General features: G+C 44.6%; 19 protein-coding genes. 9 read left to right on the top strand and 10 right to left on the bottom strand.

The genetic code is table 11. The features are described 5' to 3' along the window. Positions 1-59: 59 nt before the first annotated feature. From QUB52_RS12140 to QUB52_RS12105, 8 genes are all read right to left on the bottom strand, one after another. The gene (locus QUB52_RS12140) at positions 60-290 is read right to left on the bottom strand and encodes a hypothetical protein (RefSeq protein WP_332973081.1); all 231 of its coding nucleotides are present in this window, start codon (positions 288-290) and stop codon (positions 60-62) included. A 296-nt stretch (positions 291-586) separates the two neighbouring features. Then, positions 587-1,093: a hypothetical protein gene (locus tag QUB52_RS12135; protein ID WP_332976183.1), complete on the bottom strand. Its 507-nt coding sequence runs from the start codon at positions 1,091-1,093 to the stop codon at positions 587-589. Between the two features lie 152 nt (positions 1,094-1,245). Next, positions 1,246-3,186, bottom strand: a complete 1,941-nt coding sequence (locus tag QUB52_RS12130; protein WP_321161671.1) for a glycoside hydrolase family 10 protein — start codon at positions 3,184-3,186, stop codon at positions 1,246-1,248. A gap of 336 nt (positions 3,187-3,522) precedes the next feature. Next, positions 3,523-4,935, bottom strand: a complete 1,413-nt coding sequence (gene tftA, locus QUB52_RS12125) for a hormogonium tapered terminus morphoprotein TftA (RefSeq protein ID WP_332966200.1) — start codon at positions 4,933-4,935, stop codon at positions 3,523-3,525. Positions 4,936-5,105: 170 nt separating this feature from the next. Further along, positions 5,106-6,203, bottom strand: coding sequence for a DJ-1/PfpI/YhbO family deglycase/protease (locus QUB52_RS12120; protein ID WP_332973080.1), 1,098 nt, complete (start codon positions 6,201-6,203; stop codon positions 5,106-5,108). A 181-nt stretch (positions 6,204-6,384) separates the two neighbouring features. Next, positions 6,385-7,143, bottom strand: coding sequence for an SDR family NAD(P)-dependent oxidoreductase (locus QUB52_RS12115; protein WP_265239821.1), 759 nt, complete (start codon positions 7,141-7,143; stop codon positions 6,385-6,387). 266 nt (positions 7,144-7,409) lie between these two features. Then, positions 7,410-10,436 (bottom strand): PAS domain S-box protein, encoded by a 3,027-nt coding sequence (locus tag QUB52_RS12110; protein ID WP_332973079.1) that lies wholly within the window; start codon positions 10,434-10,436, stop codon positions 7,410-7,412. 34 nt (positions 10,437-10,470) lie between these two features. Beyond that, a complete protein-coding gene (locus QUB52_RS12105) occupies positions 10,471-10,626 on the bottom strand; it encodes a hypothetical protein (protein ID WP_332973078.1) in 156 nt (51 codons plus the stop codon). A 233-nt stretch (positions 10,627-10,859) separates the two neighbouring features. On the opposite strand from QUB52_RS12105, the gene QUB52_RS12100 reads away from it, so the two are divergent. The 3 genes from QUB52_RS12100 (at position 10,860) to tatC (ending at position 15,489) form a co-directional block, all read left to right on the top strand. After that, positions 10,860-13,046, top strand: coding sequence for an EAL domain-containing protein (locus QUB52_RS12100; protein WP_332973077.1), 2,187 nt, complete (start codon positions 10,860-10,862; stop codon positions 13,044-13,046). 178 nt (positions 13,047-13,224) lie between these two features. After that, entirely contained in the window at positions 13,225-14,172 is a 948-nt protein-coding gene (locus QUB52_RS12095) for an NAD(P)-dependent alcohol dehydrogenase (RefSeq protein WP_332973076.1), read from the top strand. 573 nt (positions 14,173-14,745) lie between these two features. After that, on the top strand, positions 14,746-15,489 hold the full coding sequence (gene tatC, locus QUB52_RS12090) for a twin-arginine translocase subunit TatC (protein ID WP_265239880.1): 744 nt from the start codon (positions 14,746-14,748) through the stop codon (positions 15,487-15,489). A 112-nt stretch (positions 15,490-15,601) separates the two neighbouring features. Here tatC and QUB52_RS12085 read toward each other — a convergent pair whose 3' ends face one another. Then, positions 15,602-15,910 (bottom strand): carbon dioxide-concentrating mechanism protein CcmK, encoded by a 309-nt coding sequence (locus QUB52_RS12085; RefSeq protein ID WP_106149684.1) that lies wholly within the window; start codon positions 15,908-15,910, stop codon positions 15,602-15,604. A gap of 415 nt (positions 15,911-16,325) precedes the next feature. Further along, positions 16,326-16,643 (bottom strand): DUF3067 family protein, encoded by a 318-nt coding sequence (locus QUB52_RS12080; RefSeq protein WP_293224989.1) that lies wholly within the window; start codon positions 16,641-16,643, stop codon positions 16,326-16,328. 206 nt (positions 16,644-16,849) lie between these two features. Here QUB52_RS12080 and petC point away from each other — a divergent pair, with 206 nt between their 5' ends. The 6 genes from petC to QUB52_RS12050 all read left to right on the top strand — a co-directional run bounded on the left by petC (position 16,850) and on the right by QUB52_RS12050 (position 22,204). Then, complete coding sequence (gene petC / locus QUB52_RS12075) at positions 16,850-17,392, top strand: cytochrome b6-f complex iron-sulfur subunit (protein WP_265239827.1); 543 nt, start codon at positions 16,850-16,852, stop codon at positions 17,390-17,392. A 215-nt stretch (positions 17,393-17,607) separates the two neighbouring features. Continuing rightward, a complete protein-coding gene (gene petA / locus QUB52_RS12070) occupies positions 17,608-18,597 on the top strand; it encodes a cytochrome f (protein ID WP_332973075.1) in 990 nt (329 codons plus the stop codon). Positions 18,598-18,976: 379 nt separating this feature from the next. Beyond that, positions 18,977-19,828 (top strand): alpha/beta fold hydrolase, encoded by an 852-nt coding sequence (locus tag QUB52_RS12065; RefSeq protein WP_265239830.1) that lies wholly within the window; start codon positions 18,977-18,979, stop codon positions 19,826-19,828. Between the two features lie 61 nt (positions 19,829-19,889). Next, positions 19,890-20,360 (top strand): photosystem II protein PsbQ, encoded by a 471-nt coding sequence (psbQ, locus tag QUB52_RS12060; RefSeq protein WP_375339847.1) that lies wholly within the window; start codon positions 19,890-19,892, stop codon positions 20,358-20,360. Between the two features lie 257 nt (positions 20,361-20,617). Beyond that, positions 20,618-21,670, top strand: a complete 1,053-nt coding sequence (locus tag QUB52_RS12055) for an NAD(P)/FAD-dependent oxidoreductase (protein WP_332973074.1) — start codon at positions 20,618-20,620, stop codon at positions 21,668-21,670. Between the two features lie 51 nt (positions 21,671-21,721). Next, on the top strand, positions 21,722-22,204 hold the full coding sequence (locus tag QUB52_RS12050; RefSeq protein ID WP_265239833.1) for a hypothetical protein: 483 nt from the start codon (positions 21,722-21,724) through the stop codon (positions 22,202-22,204). The last annotated feature ends 2 nt before the right edge of the window (positions 22,205-22,206 follow it).

Raw genomic sequence — 22,206 nt, 5'->3', positions numbered from 1 at the left:
TGCACTTTATTCTCGATCGCAGTATCGAAACTCAGACGAGGCAATATGTGCTCGATTATTCAGCAAGCCCTAATTAGCGTCGTCCATTCGGGAAATGGCGAAACTGGCAGAGATACCCGGCACATATTGCTTAACTGGCAAGGAACTACCGCCCATGAGTAGAAAAATTGCGTTAATTGGCGATCGGCTAAAGTGAGTTCGTACAAAAATACTAATACGTTGGCAGCAATCAGCCCTAAGGTAACGTAGGGAGTGATACTGGTGGGATTTTCATCGCGTAAGGGAACCACGGCTTTTTTTTCCTCAACATCAAAATATGGGGAATAGGATAGCGCATTTATACCCAATGTGTCTCCTGTCTAGAGGAAGAAGTCAGTTGACAGTTGACAGTTGACAGTTGACAGTAGTTAGAAGGAAAAGGGGTTTGGCTGCGGTTGGGTTCATCTTGGCGAAGAGAAAGTGTTTAGACTTATTGCAGGAATCTTTGATTGATATGTCAACCGCAGATGAAAAGCAGATGCAGCGCAGATAAACGCAGATATTTTTAAGATTTTTTGGGAATGAGTGCAATGTAAAGTCTAAACAATTAACGTAATTCTCCCCTTTCTAATTTTCCTAGTACAATTAAACTTTCTAAGTCTTCTACCGCATCAGGAAGGTAAGTTTTTACTATCTTTCTTACTAATTCTAAGGCAGTTTCATCAGCCCCTCCTAACATCCGTGTCAAGTCGCCAATATCTATACCACGACTGGCTTGTAATTTCATTAATATCAAATAATGTAATCCGATAATTGGTAAATTATCGGGGGCAATGTTGGGATTTGCGATCGCTTCTCTAACCCAAGGTTGTTGTGATTCAAGAACATCCAGAATACTACCATCTGGTAGTTGCCAACTACTACCACCTATGCTGAGTTCTCCAACTTTTATGCTTCCAGTAGCCACTAATTCTTGATATAAATTTTCAGCATCATCAGTCAATACTAAAATCTCAAGTTTATCAGTCATGCGTTCTGGCATATAAAGTCTGGTTGCAATTCCTCCTACTACTACGAATGGAGTTTGTTTGATAATAGCTTTAATGTTAGTCACCGGACGGTTCCAAGTTCTTTTGCTGAGAAACTCTAAGGTACTGCCACTACCAGGACGGCATCTGCGTAGGGCAATTTCAATGTAAATTTTTCGTCTTTGTTCGGGAAGTCTCAGGTTTTGCATATTCTTGTTTACCTTACATTTATATTTTATTAGCCTATTTCTATGAAAACTCCTACACTTTCTACAGCCATGATACTCACCGCACACAAAGCGTAAATCCCCGTTCCTACCGCGACTTCTACTGTGTCTGCATTGAGGATTTTGATGAGCTTCCAGCTATCGCCATTCTTTTGATAAAGCGTCCAGGAACGAATGTTTTTATCGGCGGGATTTTTCCACTGCAAAATATTGCTGTTGCCAATTTTTTGGACTACGACTGATGCGGGAGGGGCTGGCCGCGTTCCATTTTGCCAAGGCATTACGGGAACGAGTGCGGGTTGCGTATATGTATTGGATTTGAAATTATCGTATATTTTTTGACGATTGTCGCTAAATGCTTTCATGCTGAAGAAAACATTGCCTAAAGCTAAGTTTTGTTTGGAGTTGCGCGTAATCTCAATTTGATTGTTGATTTCCTCTACATTCCACTTCTGACCGTCAAGTTTTCCTAAGTTATTTCCCACGTAAATATGTCGGTTTTGTGGGTTGTTTTCTAGCCACCATTTCAGCAAAACTGGATAGCTTTGAGCTGTTTGGTCGATGCGCCAGTAAAGTTGCGGATTTAGATAATCTACCCAACCTGATACTAACCATTTTTTGGCATCGGCGTAAAGTGTTTCGTAGGCATCTAAACCGCGACTTTGCGGCGGCTGGCCAGGGCGATATATGCCGAAGGGACTGATGCCGAATTTAACGTTTGGTTTGGCTGCTCGAATTCCTTCTCCTAGTCTTTTAACTAGCTTGTTAACATTTTCCCGACGCCAATCTCCTAAATTCATTTTTCCGCCTCTGGAGACGTAACTATTGTAAATCTTGCTGTCGGGAAATTCTTTGCCGGCAATCGGATAAGGATAGAAATAATCGTCAAAGTGAACGCCGTCTATATCGTATCGTTTTACTACGTCTAAAATGACGTTGTAAGTCTTGTCTACAACTAAATCAATTCCTGGATCCATCCACAAGTCGTCTCCCCACGGATAAACGCATTCGGGATTGGTAACAGAGATGTGCGGGCTGACGTTGGGAGGGGTTTGGGTATAAGAAACTTTGGCGCGGTAGGGATTTAACCAAGCGTGAACTTCGATGTTGCGTTTGTGGCTTTCTGCAATGGCAAATGTTAAAGGGTCATAATAAGGTTCTGGTGGCTTTCCTTGAGTTCCTGTTAGCCACGCACTCCAAGGTTCTAATTGTGAGGCGTAAAGGGCATCGCCTGCTGCTCTAATTTGGAGAATAATTGCATTGAAATTCATTTCTTGCAGCCTGTCAAGAATTTTTAGCAGTTCGGCTTTTTGCTGTTCTGTTGAGAGTTTGTTGCTCAAGGGCCAGTCAATGTTCCACACTGATGTGATCCAAACTCCGCGAAATTCTCGCTGGTGGTTGACGTAAACTTGGGGTCTGGGAACTTTGCTAAGAACTATAATATATTGATTGTATATTGCTGGCGCTTTTTTGAGATGTACTAATGCTTGATAAACCCAGGCTGCGACATCGCCTCTGGTTGCATTTCCGGCGGGATTTAATAGGTTTAAATTGGGGGAGTTGACGACTATTTCGGATTGGGTGGCTATGACGATCGCCTTTTTGGCATAATTGGGAATTTCTGTACTGTCTTGGTAGATGTTTGAGAGAACCAGATTGGTTGTTGGTTGAGCGTTTGACCCAAATATGCCGCTAACTAAGGCAACTAATGCCTCGGCTCTGGTAATCCTGTTTTCAGGTTTGAACAGATTGTCGGGATAGCCGGAGATAAACCCTCTTTTATATGCTGTTTGAATGGCGGCGGCGGCCCAGTGAGTGGCGGGAACGTCGATAAAGGGAATGTAGGGCCGTTTGTCGGGTACGGGAAAAGCTTTGCTGACAATGGCGGCAAATTCGGCGCGGGTGAGGTTGCTGTTGGGGCGAAAAGTGCGATCGGGAAAACCGCTGATCACGGCCCGTTCTACTAGGCCGTCAATGAATATTTTTGCCCAATGATTTTGAGTGTCTGAAAATTGGATGTTGCTGGAAACCATAGTGATAAGAAGAAGGAAGAAGGAAGAAGGAAGAAGGAAGAAAGCTTGTGTTTTATCGTTGCCAAGCTATTGCTTGTAACGGCAAATCAAAAAAATATTATGAGTGGGAATAATAACCAGCCCAAGTAGTTAAATAAAAATGCAGAACAGCTAACTAATCGTAGGGTGCGGAGCAGGTAATTTTTTTAAGTCTGCGATAGCTACATTAAGCTCTGATGCACCCTAAGATAGTCTTTGATTTAAATGCAGATAAATTTATAACAAACCTGCATTTTCGTACAAAAGCCGGATGATATTGATAATTTTTTGTCCGTATAAGGGGTCAGAATTCCAGCGACCTGCAAGTTCGTTGACGGTGGGGGCGACACCGCGCTTGACAAAGCGAAAACGCACGTTTTCTTTAACTAAAGGTTGGTCGATAGGTTCGATGCTGCCGTAAGCTTTTAGGTGCTGAATTTGCGCTCTAATTCCTGTCCGGGCGTCGGGAAATGAGAGGCCGGAATTTGTGGGGCTGATGACTCCCATGTCGGCAAAGTTAAATTGTTCTGCTTTGACTGCAATGCCAAATTTGAGATAGTTTGTTTCTAAACACATTTGGCAAAAAGCTACGTCGTGGCTGACTCCTTCGGCGGCTGCTTCTTGCACGTAAATTTGAGGTAAATTCGGAAAGTCTGCTAGGGCTTTGCTGTTATTTTTGGTGAGAAATGTTGTCATTTGTTGGGCGGTAGTTAGACCGCGATCCATGATTTTTCCTACGCCTGAGAGGATATCGCGGCGCGATCGCAGCACTACTGATGTTGTAGACTGATCCCATGCTACGGAGATATCCCGATCGCGCAAGTCGATCGCCCGCACGAAGACTACTCCATTGTACGTGACCCGGCGATCGACTGCCTCTGGTTTGATGTTGAGAATGTCTAGAACTTCGGAAGGGACAAAAGCATTTCCGTTCACCAAAATGCCTTTATCTTCGTGCGGCCCACCGTTGATTTGGATATTAATTAAGGGATAAACTACAGGTTTTGGTGCGGGAGTCGGTGCGGGAGTCGGTGCGGGAGTCGGTGCGGGAGTCGGTGCGGGAGTTGGTGTTGGCAAGGGTTTCAAATTCGTATTTTTTAACCAAGCTTCGAGTCCGTCAGCGAGTCCGAGGGCGACATCGCGGCGACGAGTTTGAATAATTCGCAAGTCATCGGGACTGGTCAAAAAACCGAGTTCAATAAGTAGCGAAGGAATGTTGATGCGCCGACAAAATCCGAGGCTACCAACACCAGCTTCAGTATCTGCTTTTGCGCCGCGGCTTGGTATTTCTCGGCACCTGCGTAAATAGCCGTTTAAAATTAAATCCGCATCTGCTTTTCGCGTGGGGTTGCTGCCAATATAAAACGCGGTGGCGCCGCGAACTTGGGGACTAGAAAAAGAGTCGCCGTGAATTTCTACCGCTACATCTCCCGCGAGGCTGCGATTGTTTATCCAAGCGATAGTTTCTAGCAAACTCAGAGTATCGGGTACGGAGAAAGTTGCTAGACCTCGCTGCTTTAATTCCGCTACTAATAAGTCGCGAGTTAGGATCATTTCCTGGGCTTCGGTGGTGCCAAGTGCGATCGCCCCCAGATCCCGCAAGCTGCCTTCAAACCCGCCGTGTCCCGCTGAAACAAAAATAGAACCCATTTAATAAAACTCTCCACCTTACAGTTACTTCAGTGTCAGCTTTTTAGTCTTGGGTTTAATTTTACCGCAAAGGCGTGTATTTTATCATTGCACAACAAATTTGTAGTTGTGTTCAGGGTGAGGGTTTTAACCCCTAGACACAACTACAAACTGGTTAATCCGCGTGCAGATTACATCTTGACAGCGGGGCTAGTTGAAGGTTTTGGCGCTTTAATTTCTTGAGATACTGCACGGGCACGGAAGAGTTTAGCAACGGCTTGCTCGCACTTGGACAAATCCGCTTCTATCTCTGTAAAAATGGCAGTTGATACCGGATCTGTGAACTTCGCCCGCAGGTGGTTGATATCGACAACACCTGTTTGCAAATCGCCGAGAGTGCTGCGCAGCAAGAAAGTTTCATCTGTTCCTTGCATGGAGGATTTTAATTTAGCGTATTTGTCAGCAATTTGGGCGGGAATTGAGGGTTTTTCGCCGAAATCGTTGAGGCGGTTTTCGAGAGCGAGGATGTGTTTCTGTTTATTTTGGATCATTTCCGTCAGGAGCGATCGCAAATCGCTATCTCCGGTTTTTTCCGCATAATGTTGAAAGGCTTCGCAAGCATAGCGTTCCCCTGCGAGGGCGGTATTCAAACCTTTAACAATGTCGCTTTGTGTGGAGCCTCCCCAACCATTAGCTAGTTTCCACCATTCTGCACTGATGTCCGTTTCTTCGGGTAAACCAACTGCTTTGCCACCGTAACCGAGGCGCGCCATAATTGCTGTAGTAAATATTGCTAAATCTCCGGGTTGACGGGAAGTAATCAAGTTGCCGTCAACTACTAAACCTTCGTTAATGTAGTTAGCTCCGGCATTAATCATGTCTGTTTTAATTGCCAAGAAACCCGTCGCATTTTTGCCTTTGAGCGCGTCAGCTTCAATCAAAAGTTGCGGGCCGTGACACACAGCAGCAACTATTTTTCCTTGTTCAATCGCTTCTTTGACAAACCGCACTGTATTGGGATTTGTCCGCATTGTATCGGGAGCCATGCCGCCGGGAATTATCACTGCATCGAATTCTTCTGCTAATGATTCGGCGGTAGTTCCGTCAGCTTGCTGGGCAACTTTACCATTTTTACCGGCATATTTTTCGTTTGTCCGCGAACCGAGGACAACTACATCAAATCCTGCTTGTTTTAAGGCGTTGTAAGGAACTAGAAATTCCGAATCTTCAACTCCATTTTCGATCAGGATAGCAACTCGTTTGCTTTTGGTTACGTTATCTGCTGTCATAATCAGTTTTCCTTAAGGTAGTATTTTATATAATTTAATTTATTTGTTGCTGTTTTCGCGTCTGGCTAAGGTTATAAATTGGTTGGTGGCAAAATGTGTGTTCATGAGTCTTTGGAGGTAGTCGTAAGGTGCGCATTGCGCACCCTACAATTAGATGTTTTGTGCAGTATCACGGATAGCATCAATGCACGTAAGATGCTCCGTTAATGTCGATCGTTGTTCCGGTAGCGTGGGTTGCCAAACCTGATGCTAGAAAGGCGATAACGTTGGCGACATCTTGAGGAGGGGCGATTTTGCCGATCGGGATATCGCGCACAATCTGTGCTTCGCCAAACTCCCGAATAAACTTATCTGCCATTTCCGTACTGACAAATCCCGGTGCAACAGTAAAAGCCAAAATATTCTCAGCCGCAAATCCTCTAGCAATGCTGCGAGTTAAAGCAACAATCGCACCTTTTGAGGCGGCGTAGTGCAGGTAATTCGGGTCATCGCCACGAAAAGCAGCGCGACTTGCTATATTAATAATTGTACCACCTTTGCGAGTCTTAAAATGCAGAATTGCTTCGCGGCACAAGTCGGCAACAGCAACTAAATTAACTTGTAGAGTTTGCTGCCAAGCTGACGACCAAACATCAAAATCGTCCTCTATCTCCGCTGACTGCATAATCCCAGCATTGTTAACTATAATATCAATATGACCGCGCCATTTTAAAGCATCTTGCCACAAACTATAAGCCGCCTTTGGTAACATCAAATCAGCAGCTAATAAATAACATTTATCGCCCGCGACACTTGCTGCTACCGATTCCGCCGCTTGCTGACTGCGACAGTAATGCAAAATCACCTCGGCCCCAGCATTAACCAGAGTCCGAACCGTCGCTGCACCAATGCCTTTCGAGCCGCCCGTTACTAAAATTACCTTTCCAGTTAAATCAATCATTTTTCCATCTCTATCTTTTCTCTTTCTCTGCGCCCTCTGCGCCCTCTGCGGTTAATAAAAAAAATAAATCCCGTTCACAAACGAAAGAGAATTGCTATATGATACAGCACATTCCATCTAATGTGTGTGTATGTAATTTCCTCATGCTGATGGATATCTGCAATAGACATCTCCAAAAACTCCCAAATCCTTTCCCCTGTTGATTTCTATTGGAAATATACCCACTGCTGAAAGCACTATAGCTTCTTTGTCCTTAAACTCGATAACTAAACGGGATTCGGGAGCAGAGGTCGAATTAACTCCATAACTTGGTCATACTGAAAGTTATTGACACAATCAATTAGCGCACTGGAAAGGGTTGGTTTAGATGCGGGAATTTGTTTGATTAGCTCGTTCATGACTTCAAAATCAACCTCGTAGGCAGCTTGATACATTTGTTTTAACCACTCAGAGGACATCACGGCTAAATCTTCTGGAGATAAATAATCAACAAATAGTTTTTGGCAATCTTTTCCTACAACTGTGTAGATGTACTCTACTCCCAAGTGTTGAGCGAGTTTGTCAAAGACGAGCCCTTCCTGAAATGGCTTGCTCATAAAGTCGTCACAACCAGCCATAAGAGCTTTCTCTCGCTCTTCTTCAAAAGCACTGGCAGTTAAAGCAATAATGACAGTCTCTTTTCCATGAGGGTGTTCTCTAATGCATTTAGTAGCTGTGTAGCCATCCACGATCGGCATTCGTAGATCCATCCAAATCAGGTTTGGGAACCAACTTTCCCACATTCCGAGTGCTTCAACTCCCTGTGTTGCTTGGCGCACCTCAAAACCTACTGAGGTAAGGAGTTTGACCAATAAGCGGCGATTTTCCTCTACATCTTCAACCACAAGGATGCGGTAAGTTGGTTGTCCTGGAGCTATACCAATCACTCTTTGTTTAGGCAATTCTGAGGCAACGCAGACTGCTTGAGGTAACTTTACCCCAACTTCAAAGTAAAAAATGCTGCCCTGATTCAATGTGCTTTGAACCCGAATCTGACTACCCATGAGTTGGACAAATCTTTGGCTGATAGCTAGACCTAGACCAGTACCTTGATTCAATTTATTCCCAGCTTCAGCTTGCACGAACGCCTTAAATAAGCTGTCAACTTCTGTTGGATCAATTCCCACTCCAGTATCCTCAATTTCAAAACATAGGCGACAGGACGTTTGGTCGATTTGTTCTGATCTCACTCGTAAGGTAACGCTTCCTTGATTAGTAAACTTAATCGCATTACCGAGCAGATTGACTAAGACTTGATACAGTTTTTTCTCATCGCTATGTACAAATTGGGGAAGATTGGGTTCTCGCTCGACAATTAGTTTCAATCGTTTCGATTGGGCTTTAATTTGGAACATTTCTTCAATAGAATTCAGCCATTTTTTTAGCTCAAAGTCAGAAAGATAGAGTGTCATCTGTCCGCTCTCAATTTTGGATAAATCTAAAATGTCGTTAATCAATTCCAATAAATGTTCGCCGCTACGATTGACGATCGCCAGATCTTGTTGGAGTTCGGGAGTCAGAGCAGGATCGTAACTCATCAATTGCGTAAATCCCAAAATAGCATTGAGAGGAGTACGGAGTTCGTGGCTCATATTGGACAGGAACATACTTTTGGCTCGGTTGGCTGTTTCTGCTGCTTCTTTAGCTTGCTGAAGTTCCAACTCGGCTTGTTTGCGATCGCTAATGTCAATTAAATATCCCAACATTTCCACGGGTCTACCTGCAGGATCTCGAATTAGTCTGAGGTGATTGAGCATCGAGCGATAAACCCCATCTGAGCGACGCATACGGTATTCATGGAAATAAAAATCATTGACGAATGGATTGGCTAAGCCATTAAGCACTCGTTCTCCATCATCTGGGTGTAAGTTATCCACCCAAAATTTAGAATCTGCTAAAAACGCAATGCTTTCATAGCCCAATACATCTTTGACATTTTCGCTGATGAACGTTGCTCGATAATCGCCATCAGGTTTACAGCTAAAAATAACGACGGGGCTGTAGTTCAGGAGAAAGTTGAGGCGATTTGTGGTAGCTTGCAAGGCTTGCTCAGCTTGTTTGAGCTCTGTCACATCCTCCTGAACTGCAACCAATACGGTTCCATATTCAGGATGCTCAAACCTAGACGCATGAACCCTGCACCAAAAAAGTCTTCCATCTTTTTTCTTATTGTAGACTTCATATTTTGCTTCTCCTTGCTGCTCAATTTGAGTGACAACATCTTCAAGGCTTTTGTTGGGTGTAATCTCTGCATCGAGGTAATTTATTATACCAACAGATTGACCGGCGAGTTCACCCTCTGCATAGCCAAACATCTCATCAAACTTGGGATTGGTGTAGACGATCGTCAGATCTGATGCTTTGACTAAACACACTCCACCTGCCATGTTATGCATAATAACACTCTGAAGCTCTAGCGTCTTTTGAGATTCTTTTCGAGCGGTAATTTCTTGGATCTGAGAAATAAAATGCAGTGGATTTCCCTGTCCATCTTGTACTAGCGACACATCAAGAAGACTCCAAACTATATTTCCTTGTTTATGGAAATACCGTTTTTCTATTTGGTAATTTGAAATTGTTCCTGCTAATAGCTGATGTACATAACTAAGATCCAGGTCTAAATCGTCGGGATGGGTAATGTCTTGGAAAGTTAACGCTAACAACTCTTCTGAGGAGTAGCCAAGAATCTGACATAAGGCAGGATTGACTTTAACCCATTGCCCATCAAGTGAAACGAGCGCCATTCCAATTGACGCATTTTCAAACGCCTTGCGAAACTGCTCTTCACTGTTTCGTAAAGCCACCTCAATTTGTTGGCGTTCCTTTTCAGCCCGCTTGCGCTCGTCGATCTCATTCTCTAAGGCTTGATTGGCCACAATAAGTTGAGCTGGAGTAGGTAAAGCTAAGGCAGATGGAATTAAAAACAGTAGCTCAGATGCAGTATATATAGAAATCAGAGCAGTAATAGCTTTAATTCCTCCCGAAAGCCAATAAGTAGGATACCAAAGCGTCCAAATTTCCATGATATGAGTTGTACCACAGGCAATTATGAAGGCGCTAAACAGAAAAACTACTTTCAGAAATGGAGTATCTTGGCGCTGTCGCACAAAGTAGATTAGCATGATTGGGATGGAGTAGTAAGCTAAAGCGATTAAACCATCGGATAAAATATGTAATCCTACTAAGTTTGTTTGCCAGAGATAGCAGTGACCATGAGGAATGAATCCTCCACTTTCAAAAATTTGTGTAATCATACCTAACCTGAATAATTCATGAGTGCTGAAGTGCTTAGCGATTTAGTTCTGCCATTGCCCGCTTGATCGTCGAATTCCTACCGGGAAAACCACTTTTGAGTAGGGAAATGTCAAATTTCCAACCCAGCAGCACGAGACATCCGATCGCAATGACGAGTAGATTTGCCCTTTGAGAAATGTGCTTGTTCATAAATCGGCTGCTTGGGTTAAAACACTGTTCTTCTGATGTTACGCGAAGCGAAGAAGGGCAACTACGGGGGGAGTGTCCCTACCTGAACAAGTCAGATTTTGTAGTGACTGTGCACCGTGCCAGCCCTAGATATCTGCGATGCACGAATTCTTTATGCGTAAAGTGAGTTGATGATCGCCTAATAATTCAAGTATACTCTTATTCATAGGCTTATAATCCTCTGGCAAGAAAGTATGGAAATCAGTAGGATTGTCGATAGAACTAGGGATAGGGTTAGCGATCCAGGTACCAACTACCGAGGCAATATTTTAATTGTTGACGATCTGCCTGAGAACCTGCGTCTTCTCAGTCGTACTTTGAACGCACATGGTTATAAAGTTCGCAGTGCCACAACAGGCGCAATGGCTATCCGAGCCGCCCAATCGCGATGGACGGAACTAATTTTACTCGACATTAAATTGCCTGATTTGGATGGCTATGAAGTTTGTAAACAATTAAAATATGACGATAAAACCGCAGGCATTCCGATAATTTTTTTGAGTGTTCTCAATGAAACTTTCAATAAGGTTCAGGGGTTTGCTGTTGGTGGGGTAGATTATATTGCTAAGCCGTTTCAAGTCGAAGAAGTATTAGCTCGTGTCGAAACTCACCTAACCATCCGACGGTTGCAACAAAGCCTCCAAAAGCAGAATTTACTTCTCTTGAGAGAAATTGAAGAACGCGAACGTCTCGAAGAGTCCCTCTTTGCCGAAAAAGAACTAGCTCAAGTGACGCTCCAATCGATTGGCGATGCAGTTATTACTACTGATGCTCAAGGTAATGTGCGATATTTCAATCCTATCGCTGAGCAACTGACAGGCTGGAAGGCTCATGAGGCTAAGGGACTCCCCCTGTCTACAGTCTTTGTAATTGTCAATGAAGTAACGCGAAAGCCAGTAGAGAATCCGATTAGCAAGGCTCTGTTGGAGAATCGAATTGTGGGCTTAGCTAACCATACCATTCTCGTTGCCCGCGATGGGACGGAGTATGCCGTTGAGGACTCAGCAGCACCGATTCGAGACCGCGAAGGTCAAATTATCGGGGCAGTCATCGTCTTTCATGATGTTACCGAATCGCGCAATCTTGCTAGTCAAATCTCTTGGGAAGCCACTCACGATGCTCTGACGGGTTTAATCAACCGTCGAGGATTTGAGCAGCAACTAATTGAGGCGATCGCCTCTGTTCAAGATAGCAATCAGCAGCACGCTCTCTGTTATTTAGATTTAGACCAGTTCAAAGTCGTTAACGATACCGCAGGTCATATTGCTGGCGATGAGCTACTGCGCCAAATCACTACACTTTTACAAAAGGGAGTTCGCGCTAATGACGCGCTGGCTCGCTTGGGAGGTGATGAATTTGGTCTTTTGCTTACTCAATGTCCCCTCTCTCAAGCAGCTAAGATTGCGGAACAACTCAAAGACCTAGTGCATCAGTTTCGGTTTATTTGGAATGGCAAAACCTTTATTATCGGAGTCAGCATTGGAGTTGTTGCCATTGACCAAACCAGCCAAGATTTGATGGAGGTTCTGGGAGCGGCTGATGCAGCTTGTTATGCGGCCAAAGCCAGAGGCCGCAACTGTGTTCATGTTTATAGCCTAGATGATAGCGAACTAATTAGACAACGTGGTGAGAGACTGGCGGTTTCCCAAATCAGTCGAGCGTTGGAAACGAATCGTTTTTGTCTCTATTACCAAAAGATTGTCTCTATTACTTCTAACCAATCAGTAGAGCATTATGAAATTTTGCTAAGAATGCTAGACGAAAATGGAGAAATAGTCGCTCCCAATGAGTTTATTCCCGCCGCCGAGCGTTATGGATTGATAACTGAGATCGATTGTTGGGTAATCGAAACTTTTTTCTCAAATTATCATAATTTATCTGGGCAACAAGTTCTTACTAATGGCTTATATACGATTAATATTTCAGGCGCTAGCATTAGTAACAATCAATTTATGAGATTTTTGATAGAACAATTTCCTCGCTACCAAGTTCCTCCTCAGAGTATTTGTTTTGAAATCACGGAAACCGCAGCGATCGCGAACTTTGAGCAAGCCAGAAATTTCATGAGCGAACTCAAAAAAATTGGTTGTCGCTTTGCTTTAGATGATTTTGGCAGCGGGTTGAGTTCCTTTGCGTATCTGATCAATTTACCAGTTGATTATCTAAAAATTGATGGTACTTTTGTCAAGAATATTAGCCATAATTTGATTTCTCAGGCGCTCGTTGAAGGCTTTAATGATATTGCCCATGCGATGAATCTGGAAACTATAGCTGAGTTTGTCGAAAACGAGACTATCTTAGAGAAATTGCGGGAGATTGGAGTAGATTATGCTCAGGGTTATGGAATCGCCCGCCCCGTCCCTATTAACTTTAATCGCTAGTCGATCGCACTCAGCCAGCGAACCCATTGCCTCACGCCTGCGTCCAGTCGGTCGGCCTCCAAGAGTCGATCGCCCGCTGCTACAAGGCTTCCTCAATTTACTGTGTCACATTTAGATCGAATGTGCTGTAATTGTAAAGGATTGAGTGTTCTATTGGAAATAAACCGGAAAATTTGCCATGAAAGCAGTTGCATACGATCGCTACGGTTCCGCCGAGGAATTGCAGTACCGAGAATTAGAAAAGCCGATCGCCAAATCCAACGAATTGCTAGTCAGAGTTCGCGCTAGCAGCGTCAATCCCGTAGACTGGAAAATCCGGCAAGGACACCTGCAACTACTTACAGGATTTAACTTTCCTCGAATTGTTGGTTCAGATATATCGGGAGTTGTTGTAGAAGTCGGCTCGGAAGTTACTAAATTTCAACCCGGAGACGAAGTTTATACATTCTTAAATCCGATCGCTGGCGGTGCTTGCGCCGAATACGCTGTCGTGGCAGAATCGAGTGCCGCCTTTAAGCCTAAAAACATCACCCATGAAGAAGCAGCAGCAGTGCCGATCGCAGGTTTAACTGCTTTGCAAGCGTTGAGAGATTTGGGTGAAATTCAAGCGGGGAAAAAAGTATTGATTAACGGCGCTTCCGGCGGAGTCGGGATGTTTGCGGTGCAAGTGGCGAAAGCAATGAACGCGGAAGTGACGGGAGTTTGCAGCGCCAAAAATAGAGATTTTGTCAAGGGTTTGGGAGCAGATTTGGTTCTGGATTATGCAGAGATTGACTTTACTCAACAGCCACAAAAATATGATATCATCTTGGATGCTGTCGGCACAAAAACATTTGCTGAATGCGAAAAAGTGATGCAAGCCGAGGGAGTTTATATCTCGACTTTGCCGAGTTTAGACAACCTCGCACCGATGTTGACGAGCTGGTTTTTATCGGGTAAAAAAGCTAAATTCATTCTAGCCAATCCCAACCCGGATGACTTGGGATTTTTGCGGGAATTAATCGAATCTGAGCAAATTGAGCCGATTGTCGATCGCACTTACAGCTTACCAGAGGTAGCAGCCGCCCACACTTACAGCGAAACTGGGCGCGCTGTTGGCAAAATTGCGATCGCCATTGACGGTTAAAAAAACTATGTTTGACCAACACGACTCAGACATTATATATCTTACGTGGCAAGGGTTAGCCCAAAATTGCGCGGTTGGAGTTACAGTAAAAAGGGCGATCGGGATTAACCCAGAAACCGATTTTTGATTCTACCTGCATCCAAGATCAATAAATGTAAAACCTAAATAAAATCACAAATACCTATGACTGTGCCCTCAGACTTGGAGAGATCCGAACAAGATTCCGACAACAACCTCGAACAAGTTAGCGGGGAAAATAGCATTACACCAATCGCCGATGATTCTGTAGATGTCAGCAACTTAGAAGGTGAAGAAGTTAGCTCGGAAAATAGCATTGCACCAATCGCCGATGATTCTGTAGGTGTCAGCAACTTAGAAGGTGAAGAAGTTAGCCCGGAAAATAGCATTGCACCAATCGCCGATGATTTCACGGATGTCAGCAACTTAGAAGACGAAAACTTAGAAGATGAAAAAGTTATCCCGGAAAATAGCATTGCACCAATCGCCGACGATAACTTAGAAGACGAAAAAGTTATCCCGAAAAATAGCATTGCATCAATCGCAGACAGTTTCATGGGTTCCCGCAACCTCGAAAACGAATTTCTAGACGAACTTCCCGACGAAGTTGAAATGTCTTTATTCGACCATTTAGAAGAATTGCGGCAACGACTTTTCTACTCACTAATTGCCGTAGCCATCGGTGTAGTTGGTTGCTTTTTAACAGTTAAACCGATCGTACAATTGTTAGAAGTACCCGCCGGGCCAGTCAAGTTTTTGCAACTAGCTCCGGGCGAGTATTTCTTTGTTTCGATTGAAGTAGCGGGATACTGCGGTTTGCTAATTGCCAGTCCGTTTATTTTTTACCAAATAGCGCTATTTGTGCTACCAGGTTTGACTCGCAAAGAACGCGGGTTGCTGGGCCCAGTGTTTTTTGGTTCGAGTTTCCTATTTTTGGGCGGTTTAGTATTTGCTTACATCGCTCTGATTCCGGCGGCGCTGAACTTCTTTGTTACCTACGGGGCGGATGTTGTAGAGCAATTATGGTCGATCGACAAATACTTTAAATTTGTGCTGTTGTTAATGTTCAGCACAGGCTTAGCTTTTCAAATCCCAATCGTTCAAGTATTGCTCGGTGTTTTGGGCATAGTTTCTTCTAAGCAAATGCTATCGGGCTGGCGTTATGTAGTCTTGGGAGCGGCTGTTTTGGGTGCGGTTTTAACGCCTTCTACTGACCCTTTAACGCAAAGTCTTTTAGGGGGTGCGGTGCTCGCTCTTTACTTTGGTGGCGTTGGTTTGGTGAAGCTTTTGGGGCGGTGAGAATTAGAAAGATCGATCGCCTCGCTGCCAAAAAATATAGAGGTGCGATCGCCCGCGCCTCTATAATTGCTAAAAGTTAAAACTCCACACCAAAGTTTTATCAAAACTTTGTCTACATTCGGAACTGTTCGACTTCAGGTGTGTAGCCGATCGGCAAAATGTAATCTAGATTCTCGTGGGGACGAGCAATTATGTGATACGATAGCAACTTTCCGCCATCGACCTTTTTAACTGATTCAATTCCAGCAGCAACGGCTGCTTGCACTTCAGAGATATCTCCTCTAACTATAATTGTCCAGTAGGCACGGGTTATCTTTTCATAGCGAACTAAAGTAACTCGGGCTGCTTTCACCATTGAGTCTGCAACTTCTACGGCAGCGGGAAATCCTAAGACTTCAACCATTCCAACTGCAACACCCATTACAACATTCTCCTAAATTTCACAAGATATCTGAGACTCATTGTAGGTGAAATTGTTGACAGAAATTGGTTCGGTTGATTTTGGTAAGCTAGAAATTCGATCGCCCAAAATTACAAGAACCCCATAAGCTGTTGCGACATTTATATTTCACAGCATTCTTCGCATCGGAAAGCCCGCCATACAAGAGTTTTCATCAAAAAAACTGCGAAAACTAGCTGCGCGACAGCTTAGTTTGTCAGCGCCAGCAAGTCGGCTGACAAGTTCGCCTCACGATTTTTGGGACTTTCAACTTAAAAAATCCAGCCCCGCCCAGACACAAAACTTTACAAGCCGCGCTGGGGCGATCGACCACTCCTGACTCCTGACTCCTGACTCCTGACTACTGACTACTGACTCCTGACTCCTGACTACTGACTTAAAACTCGTCAAGCAACCACTCTGAGGCTCTTTCGCCCAAATCCAGGGGAACGCTGACAGCTTTGCCCAAACGCGGGCGATCGCGAGTAGTGACAATGTATTCTCTCACCTGTTCCGTGCTGCCCCAGCCGTTGAGGTAATTGGCCACCGCGTCCAAATGCTCAAAATAATCAGCCTCCGTCATCGGAAAAGACACCTGTTCGAGATATTTCCACATCACCTGCACAAAAATCTTGCCCCGCGTCCGCCGCAATCTGATATCGTAAGATTTTCCCCATTTTTCTAGGAGTAGCTGGTGTAAATCCTTGCCCGTCATGGTTGCTCCTGAGTGAATCTCTTAAACAATAAAAGACAAAGTTCAAAAAATGTAATAATACTCTAATAAAGGCTGGAAGGCTCATTCTTAAAAGGAATTTTCGCTGCCTAAAGTTGGTGCGAGCAGATGGGCTGCGACTACGCCAGTTATCTGCACGTACAAATTCCCTAACAAACAAACGTAACTTAAAACCGTAAAGGCAGGTCATGGCTCAATCTTCTGCTGGAAATCCCGATGTTCCCGATATGGGGCGTCGCCAATTTATGAATTTGCTGACGTTCGGTACAGTCACAGGTGTGGCACTGGGCGCACTCTATCCCGTTGTCCAGTATTTTGTTCCTCCGTCGAGTGGGGCAGCCGGTGGCGGTGTCACTGCTAAAGATGCTTTGGGCAACGACATCATCGTTAGCGAATATTTGACTTCGCACCCCGCGGGCGATCGCACCTTAGCCCAAGGCCTCAAAGGCGACCCCACCTATCTTGTGGTGAAAGAAGACTTATCTCTCGCCGACTACGGCATCAATGCAGTCTGCACTCACTTGGGTTGCGTCGTGCCTTGGAATGCTAGCGAAAACAAGTTTATCTGTCCTTGCCACGGTTCTCAATACAACAGTGAGGGCAAAGTGGTACGTGGCCCCGCACCTTTGTCTCTGGCCCTGGCCCACGCCACTGTCGCAGATGACAAGATTGCTTTTACCACTTGGACAGAAACAGATTTCCGCAGCGGCGAAGCACCTTGGTGGTCTTAGTTGTGAGTCATTAGTCATTAGTTAGCAGTAAAAACTTATTAGTTATTAGTCAGTATTTAACAACTAATAACTATGGAATTAAGACTGCGGATTAATAACATCAGCTAACGACAAATGACTAATGATCAATTACTAATGACTCCTGTTCGCGAGCTTTTAAGCTCGCACTTCTGATCAATCACTAAATTGTCTGACCTTTGAGATTGAATACTCTAATGCCACAAACTAATTTATCTGCGATATTTCGCCGCAGTGCCGAGACGATCGCCAAAACTGCCTTAATTGCGATCGTCACCGCCGCATTTTTCCTCACCAGCGATATCGCACTTCCCCAAGCAGCATTTGCTTACCCTTTCTGGGCCCAGGAAACAGCACCCGCTACTCCCCGCGAAGCCACAGGCCGCATTGTTTGCGCCAACTGCCACCTCGGTGCAAAACCGACTGAAATTGAAGTTCCACAATCTGTTTTACCTGACACAGTTTTTGAAGCTATTGTCAAAGTTCCCTACGATCAAAGCGTGCAGCAAATTACCGGCGACGGTAGCAAAGGCGGCTTGAATGTAGGCGCCGTTGTGATGTTACCCGAAGGTTTTAAGATTGCTCCCGCTGACAGAATTCCCGAAGAAATGAAGGAAAAAGTCGGCGATCTTTACTTCCAACCTTACAGCGAAACCCAACAAAATATTGTTTTAGTGGGCCCGCTGCCTGGTGAACAATACAAAGAATTGGTATTCCCAGTTTTGTCGCCAAATCCTGAAACTGACAAGTCAGTTCACTACGGCAAATATCTAATTTATGTCGGCGGCAACCGTGGTCGCGGTCAGCTTTATCCTACAGGCGCTAAGAGCAACAATGCTGTTTATAATGCTTCGGTAGCTGGCAGCATTTCTAAGATTGCTCAACCGGAAGATGGCGGTTATGAAGTGACAATTCAACCAGCAGAAGGTGCAGCGGTTGTTGATACAATTCCCGCAGGCCCAGAACTGATTGTTACTGAAGGACAAACACTTGCTGCCGGCGAACTTTTGACGAACAATCCTAATGTGGGCGGTTTCGGTCAAAAAGATGTAGAAATTGTGCTACAAAGTGCAGGTCGAGTTAAAGGATTGATGGCTTTCGTGGCTATAACCATGCTGGCTCAAATTATGCTGGTTCTTAAGAAGAAACAGGTCGAAAAAGTTCAAGCTGCTGAAATGAATTTCTAAGCAGGACTTTCATGAGTTGGGTAAGCCGATATATGCGTACCCAACTATTAGGTAAGTAAGGCGGGTATTCCCCGCCTTATTCTTTAGATAAATATCACAAACGCGCGATAATAACTAAAGCCTTCTTCTCTACTAAATTTTTTCTTCTCTCTTCTCTTTTCCCTCTTCTCTTTTCCTTATTCCCTCTTCCTTCTTCCTTATTCCCTCTTCCTTCTTCCTTCTTCCTTATTCCCTCTTCCTTCTTCCTTCTTCCCTCTTCCTTATTCCCTCTTCCTTCTTCCCTCTTCCTTATTCCCTCTTCCTTCTTCCTTCTTCCCTCTTCCTTCTTCCTTCTTCCCTCTTCCTTCTTCCTTCAACATCTACTATAACAAGTAAAATAATGCCAATTGATGACAAAACAATTCAAGTAGGCGCGCTGGAATGGTTTTATCGGGAAACAAATCCGGTTAACGAAAGTGATAAACCACCAGTGTTGCTGCTGCATGGTTTGCCTTCCCAAAGCTTTACCTGGACTGCTCTGATGCCGGATTTGGCAGCCCAGGGATTTCGATCGATCGCGCCGGATTGGGTGGGCTACGGGCGATCGACAAAACCAGACAAACGCGACTTTGCTTACACTCCCGATGCCTTTGTTGATGCCCTCAGTGGCTTTATTGAAACACTAAAATTAGACAAATTTTCCCTAGTTGTCCAAGGATTTTTAGCATCTGTCGGCATTCAATACGCTTTACGAAATCCCGATAAAATAGATCGTTTAGTGGTCATAAATACACCAATTTCAGCAGATATCAAATTGCCTTGGAAAATGCAGCAGTTGGGGCTGCCTTTTATTGGCGATATGATCACCCAAGACCCACTTTTGGTGGACAGAACCCTCGAAGGCGGCAGTCGCATCAGAGTATTAGACAAAGATTTAGATGTTTACCGCCGCCCGTTTTTGAAGAGTTCGGATGCGGGGCGATCGCTAATGAATACAGTCCGTAACATTCAATTGCCAAAATCAATGGCAGAAATTGAATCCGGCTTACAAGGATGGACACAACCAACCTTATTTGTGTGGGGTTTAACCGATCCTTGGCTGAGTGTTGAACCAGCTAAAAAATTAGTCAGTTCCATGAAAAATGCCGAGTTAGTCACCCTAGAAGAAGTCTCGCATTATCCTCAAGAACATTGGTCAGAAAAAGTTGGCGATGCTATGATAACTTTTCTGCGCCGTCAGGAGGTAAAATAATATTTTGTACCTAACTCTCGGTGCGTAGGGGCGGTGTACCCGTACCCGCCCGCAACGAGAAATCAAAAATCAAAAATCAAAAATCGATATGACTCGTCCCCGTTCATTTTTTGCCTTGATGATGGCGTTTATGATGGCATTTCTGGTTAGTTGCAGTAGTGTCGAAGCAAAAGTTCCCACGACTTACACAGCAGCCCAGATCCAGCAAATTCAGCGCTATGCTCCTACACTGACAGAATTCCGATCGCGCATGGACAACCTAGGAACCCTAATTCAAAACAGAAATTGGATTGATGCCAAAACTTACATTCACGGGCCTCTAGGCGACTTGCGCGGCACCATGAAAACCGTGTCAGGCACTTTGTTACCCAAAGCTCAACAAGAAGCTGTTGATTTGACCAAGAGTTTGTTTGCTGATTTGGTGGAGATTGACAACGCTGCTAAAGTGGCTGACTATGCCAAAATCACGGCTAGTTATCAAAAAGCTGTGAATCATTTCGATAGTTTCTTGCAGCTAATTCCTAAAGCCTAATCACTTTAGATAAGAGGGCGGTTGAAACTACGTCTATACAAACGATGTCCGCCGGACGCCAACTGAAGATAAGACGGCGGTTGAAACCGCGCCTACAAAAACGAAGTCCGCCTCCGCGGACTGAAGAAAACAACGTAAAACTTAATTTTTACTGCCCGTTCTTAAACCCGCGTCGGCGGGTTTTGTTTGTAGAGACGCGGTTTCAACCGCCCGGTCTTCTTCTTCTATAAAATCTAAAATCTAAAATCTAAAATTGAATGATTCGCGTTGCAATTATTGGTTGCGGTATTGTCGGGGCTTCGATCGCCTTTGAACTAAGTAAATCCCCCGAACTAAAAGTCACAGTGTTCGACAAACAGCAGCCGGCACAGGGTTCTACAGGTGCAGCCCTCGGCGTGTTGATGGGAGTTATCAGTCACAAAACTAAGGGCAGAAGTTGGAAATTGCGGGAAACCAGCCTTCAGCGCTACGAAACTTTGATTCCTGAATTGGAAGCAGTTACGGGGCGGAAAATTCCGTTTAATAAACAGGGAATTTTGATGCTGTGTTCGGAGGGAGAGGATTTAAGTAAGTGGGAAAAGTTGATCGCAACTCGCGAATCTCAAGGTTGGAAATTGGAACTTTGGGATGTGGAACGAGTGCGCGAGTTTTGCCCTCATCTTTATTTAAATGATCAGATTATTGCTGCAATTTATTCGCCTCAAGACCGACAAGTCGATCCGATCGCGCTAACTTTGGCTTTGGTGGATGCTGCTGCACAAAATGGGGTGATTTTTGAGTTTGGGGTGGAAGTTGAAGGGTGGGCGATTGCTGCTAGTGGCGAGTTCGATCGCCTAATTGTGTCGGCTGGTTTGGGTTCTGGGGCTGTTACTGCATCGTTAAATCAATTGGTGGACATTCGCCCGGTGTTGGGACAAGCGCTGCATTTGCGGTCAAAAAATCCTCTAGGAAACCCCGATTTTGCGCCAGTAATTACCTGCGATGACGTTCACATTGTACCTTTAGCCAATCAGGAATATTGGGTGGGAGCGACGGTGGAGTTTTCGGAAAATGGCGGGGAAGTTCAGGCGAATACTGATATGTTGGATGAAGTGATGGCAAGGGCGATCGCACTTTGTCCCGCCTTAGCCGAAGCTGAAATCATCAAGCAATGGTCAGGATTGCGCCCTCGCCCGGAAGGGCGGCCCGCCCCAATTATCGAGACGCTTCTGGGTAACAGCCACGTTCTCGTCGCTAGCGGCCACTACCGCAACGGTGTGCTGCTGGCCCCTGCAACCGCGCGATCGATCCGAGAGATGATTTTGCAATAATTAACAAATGTTAATACAATAAATAAAGCCATTCATATCTTACATCTAAAAATGTCCGACAAACCTTTAGGTAAACCCCGCTCCTTGTGGCGAGTAATTTTGCTGTCGGGAGTCAGCTTGCTACTATATTACGGCTGGTACAAATGGATTATTCAAGAAGAATTGCGTCGCTATAACGGCAAGGGTTGGTCGGGGACACTTTGTTTATTGCCCTTTGTTTTAGGAGTAGCCGTCCCCCAAGGTTTGCGGATATTCGATCCCGACGTTCCCGGATGGTTTGGTTGGTTTTCCTTCGTGGGGATTGCTTGGATTTACATCGTGCAGTTCAAACTTTACAACACAGTTAACGAATTGTACAGCCAAGAAGGAATCAAAGAACCACTAACTGTTTGGTGGATGTTTGTACCAGGTTTAAATTTAATTGTCGGCTTGCGGCAAATTCACTTTTTAAGCCAGTTTTGGGCTAGAAAACAGGGCATTGAAGTTAAGGATAACTTAGCCGAAAGCATTCCTTTCCTCTCAGCTAACGCCTAAAT

It is taken from the genome of Microcoleus sp. A6-C6, from assembly GCF_036705955.1.
Lineage (GTDB): Bacteria > Cyanobacteriota > Cyanobacteriia > Cyanobacteriales > Microcoleaceae > Microcoleus.
This window is presented reverse-complemented; position numbering and strand designations above follow the sequence as displayed.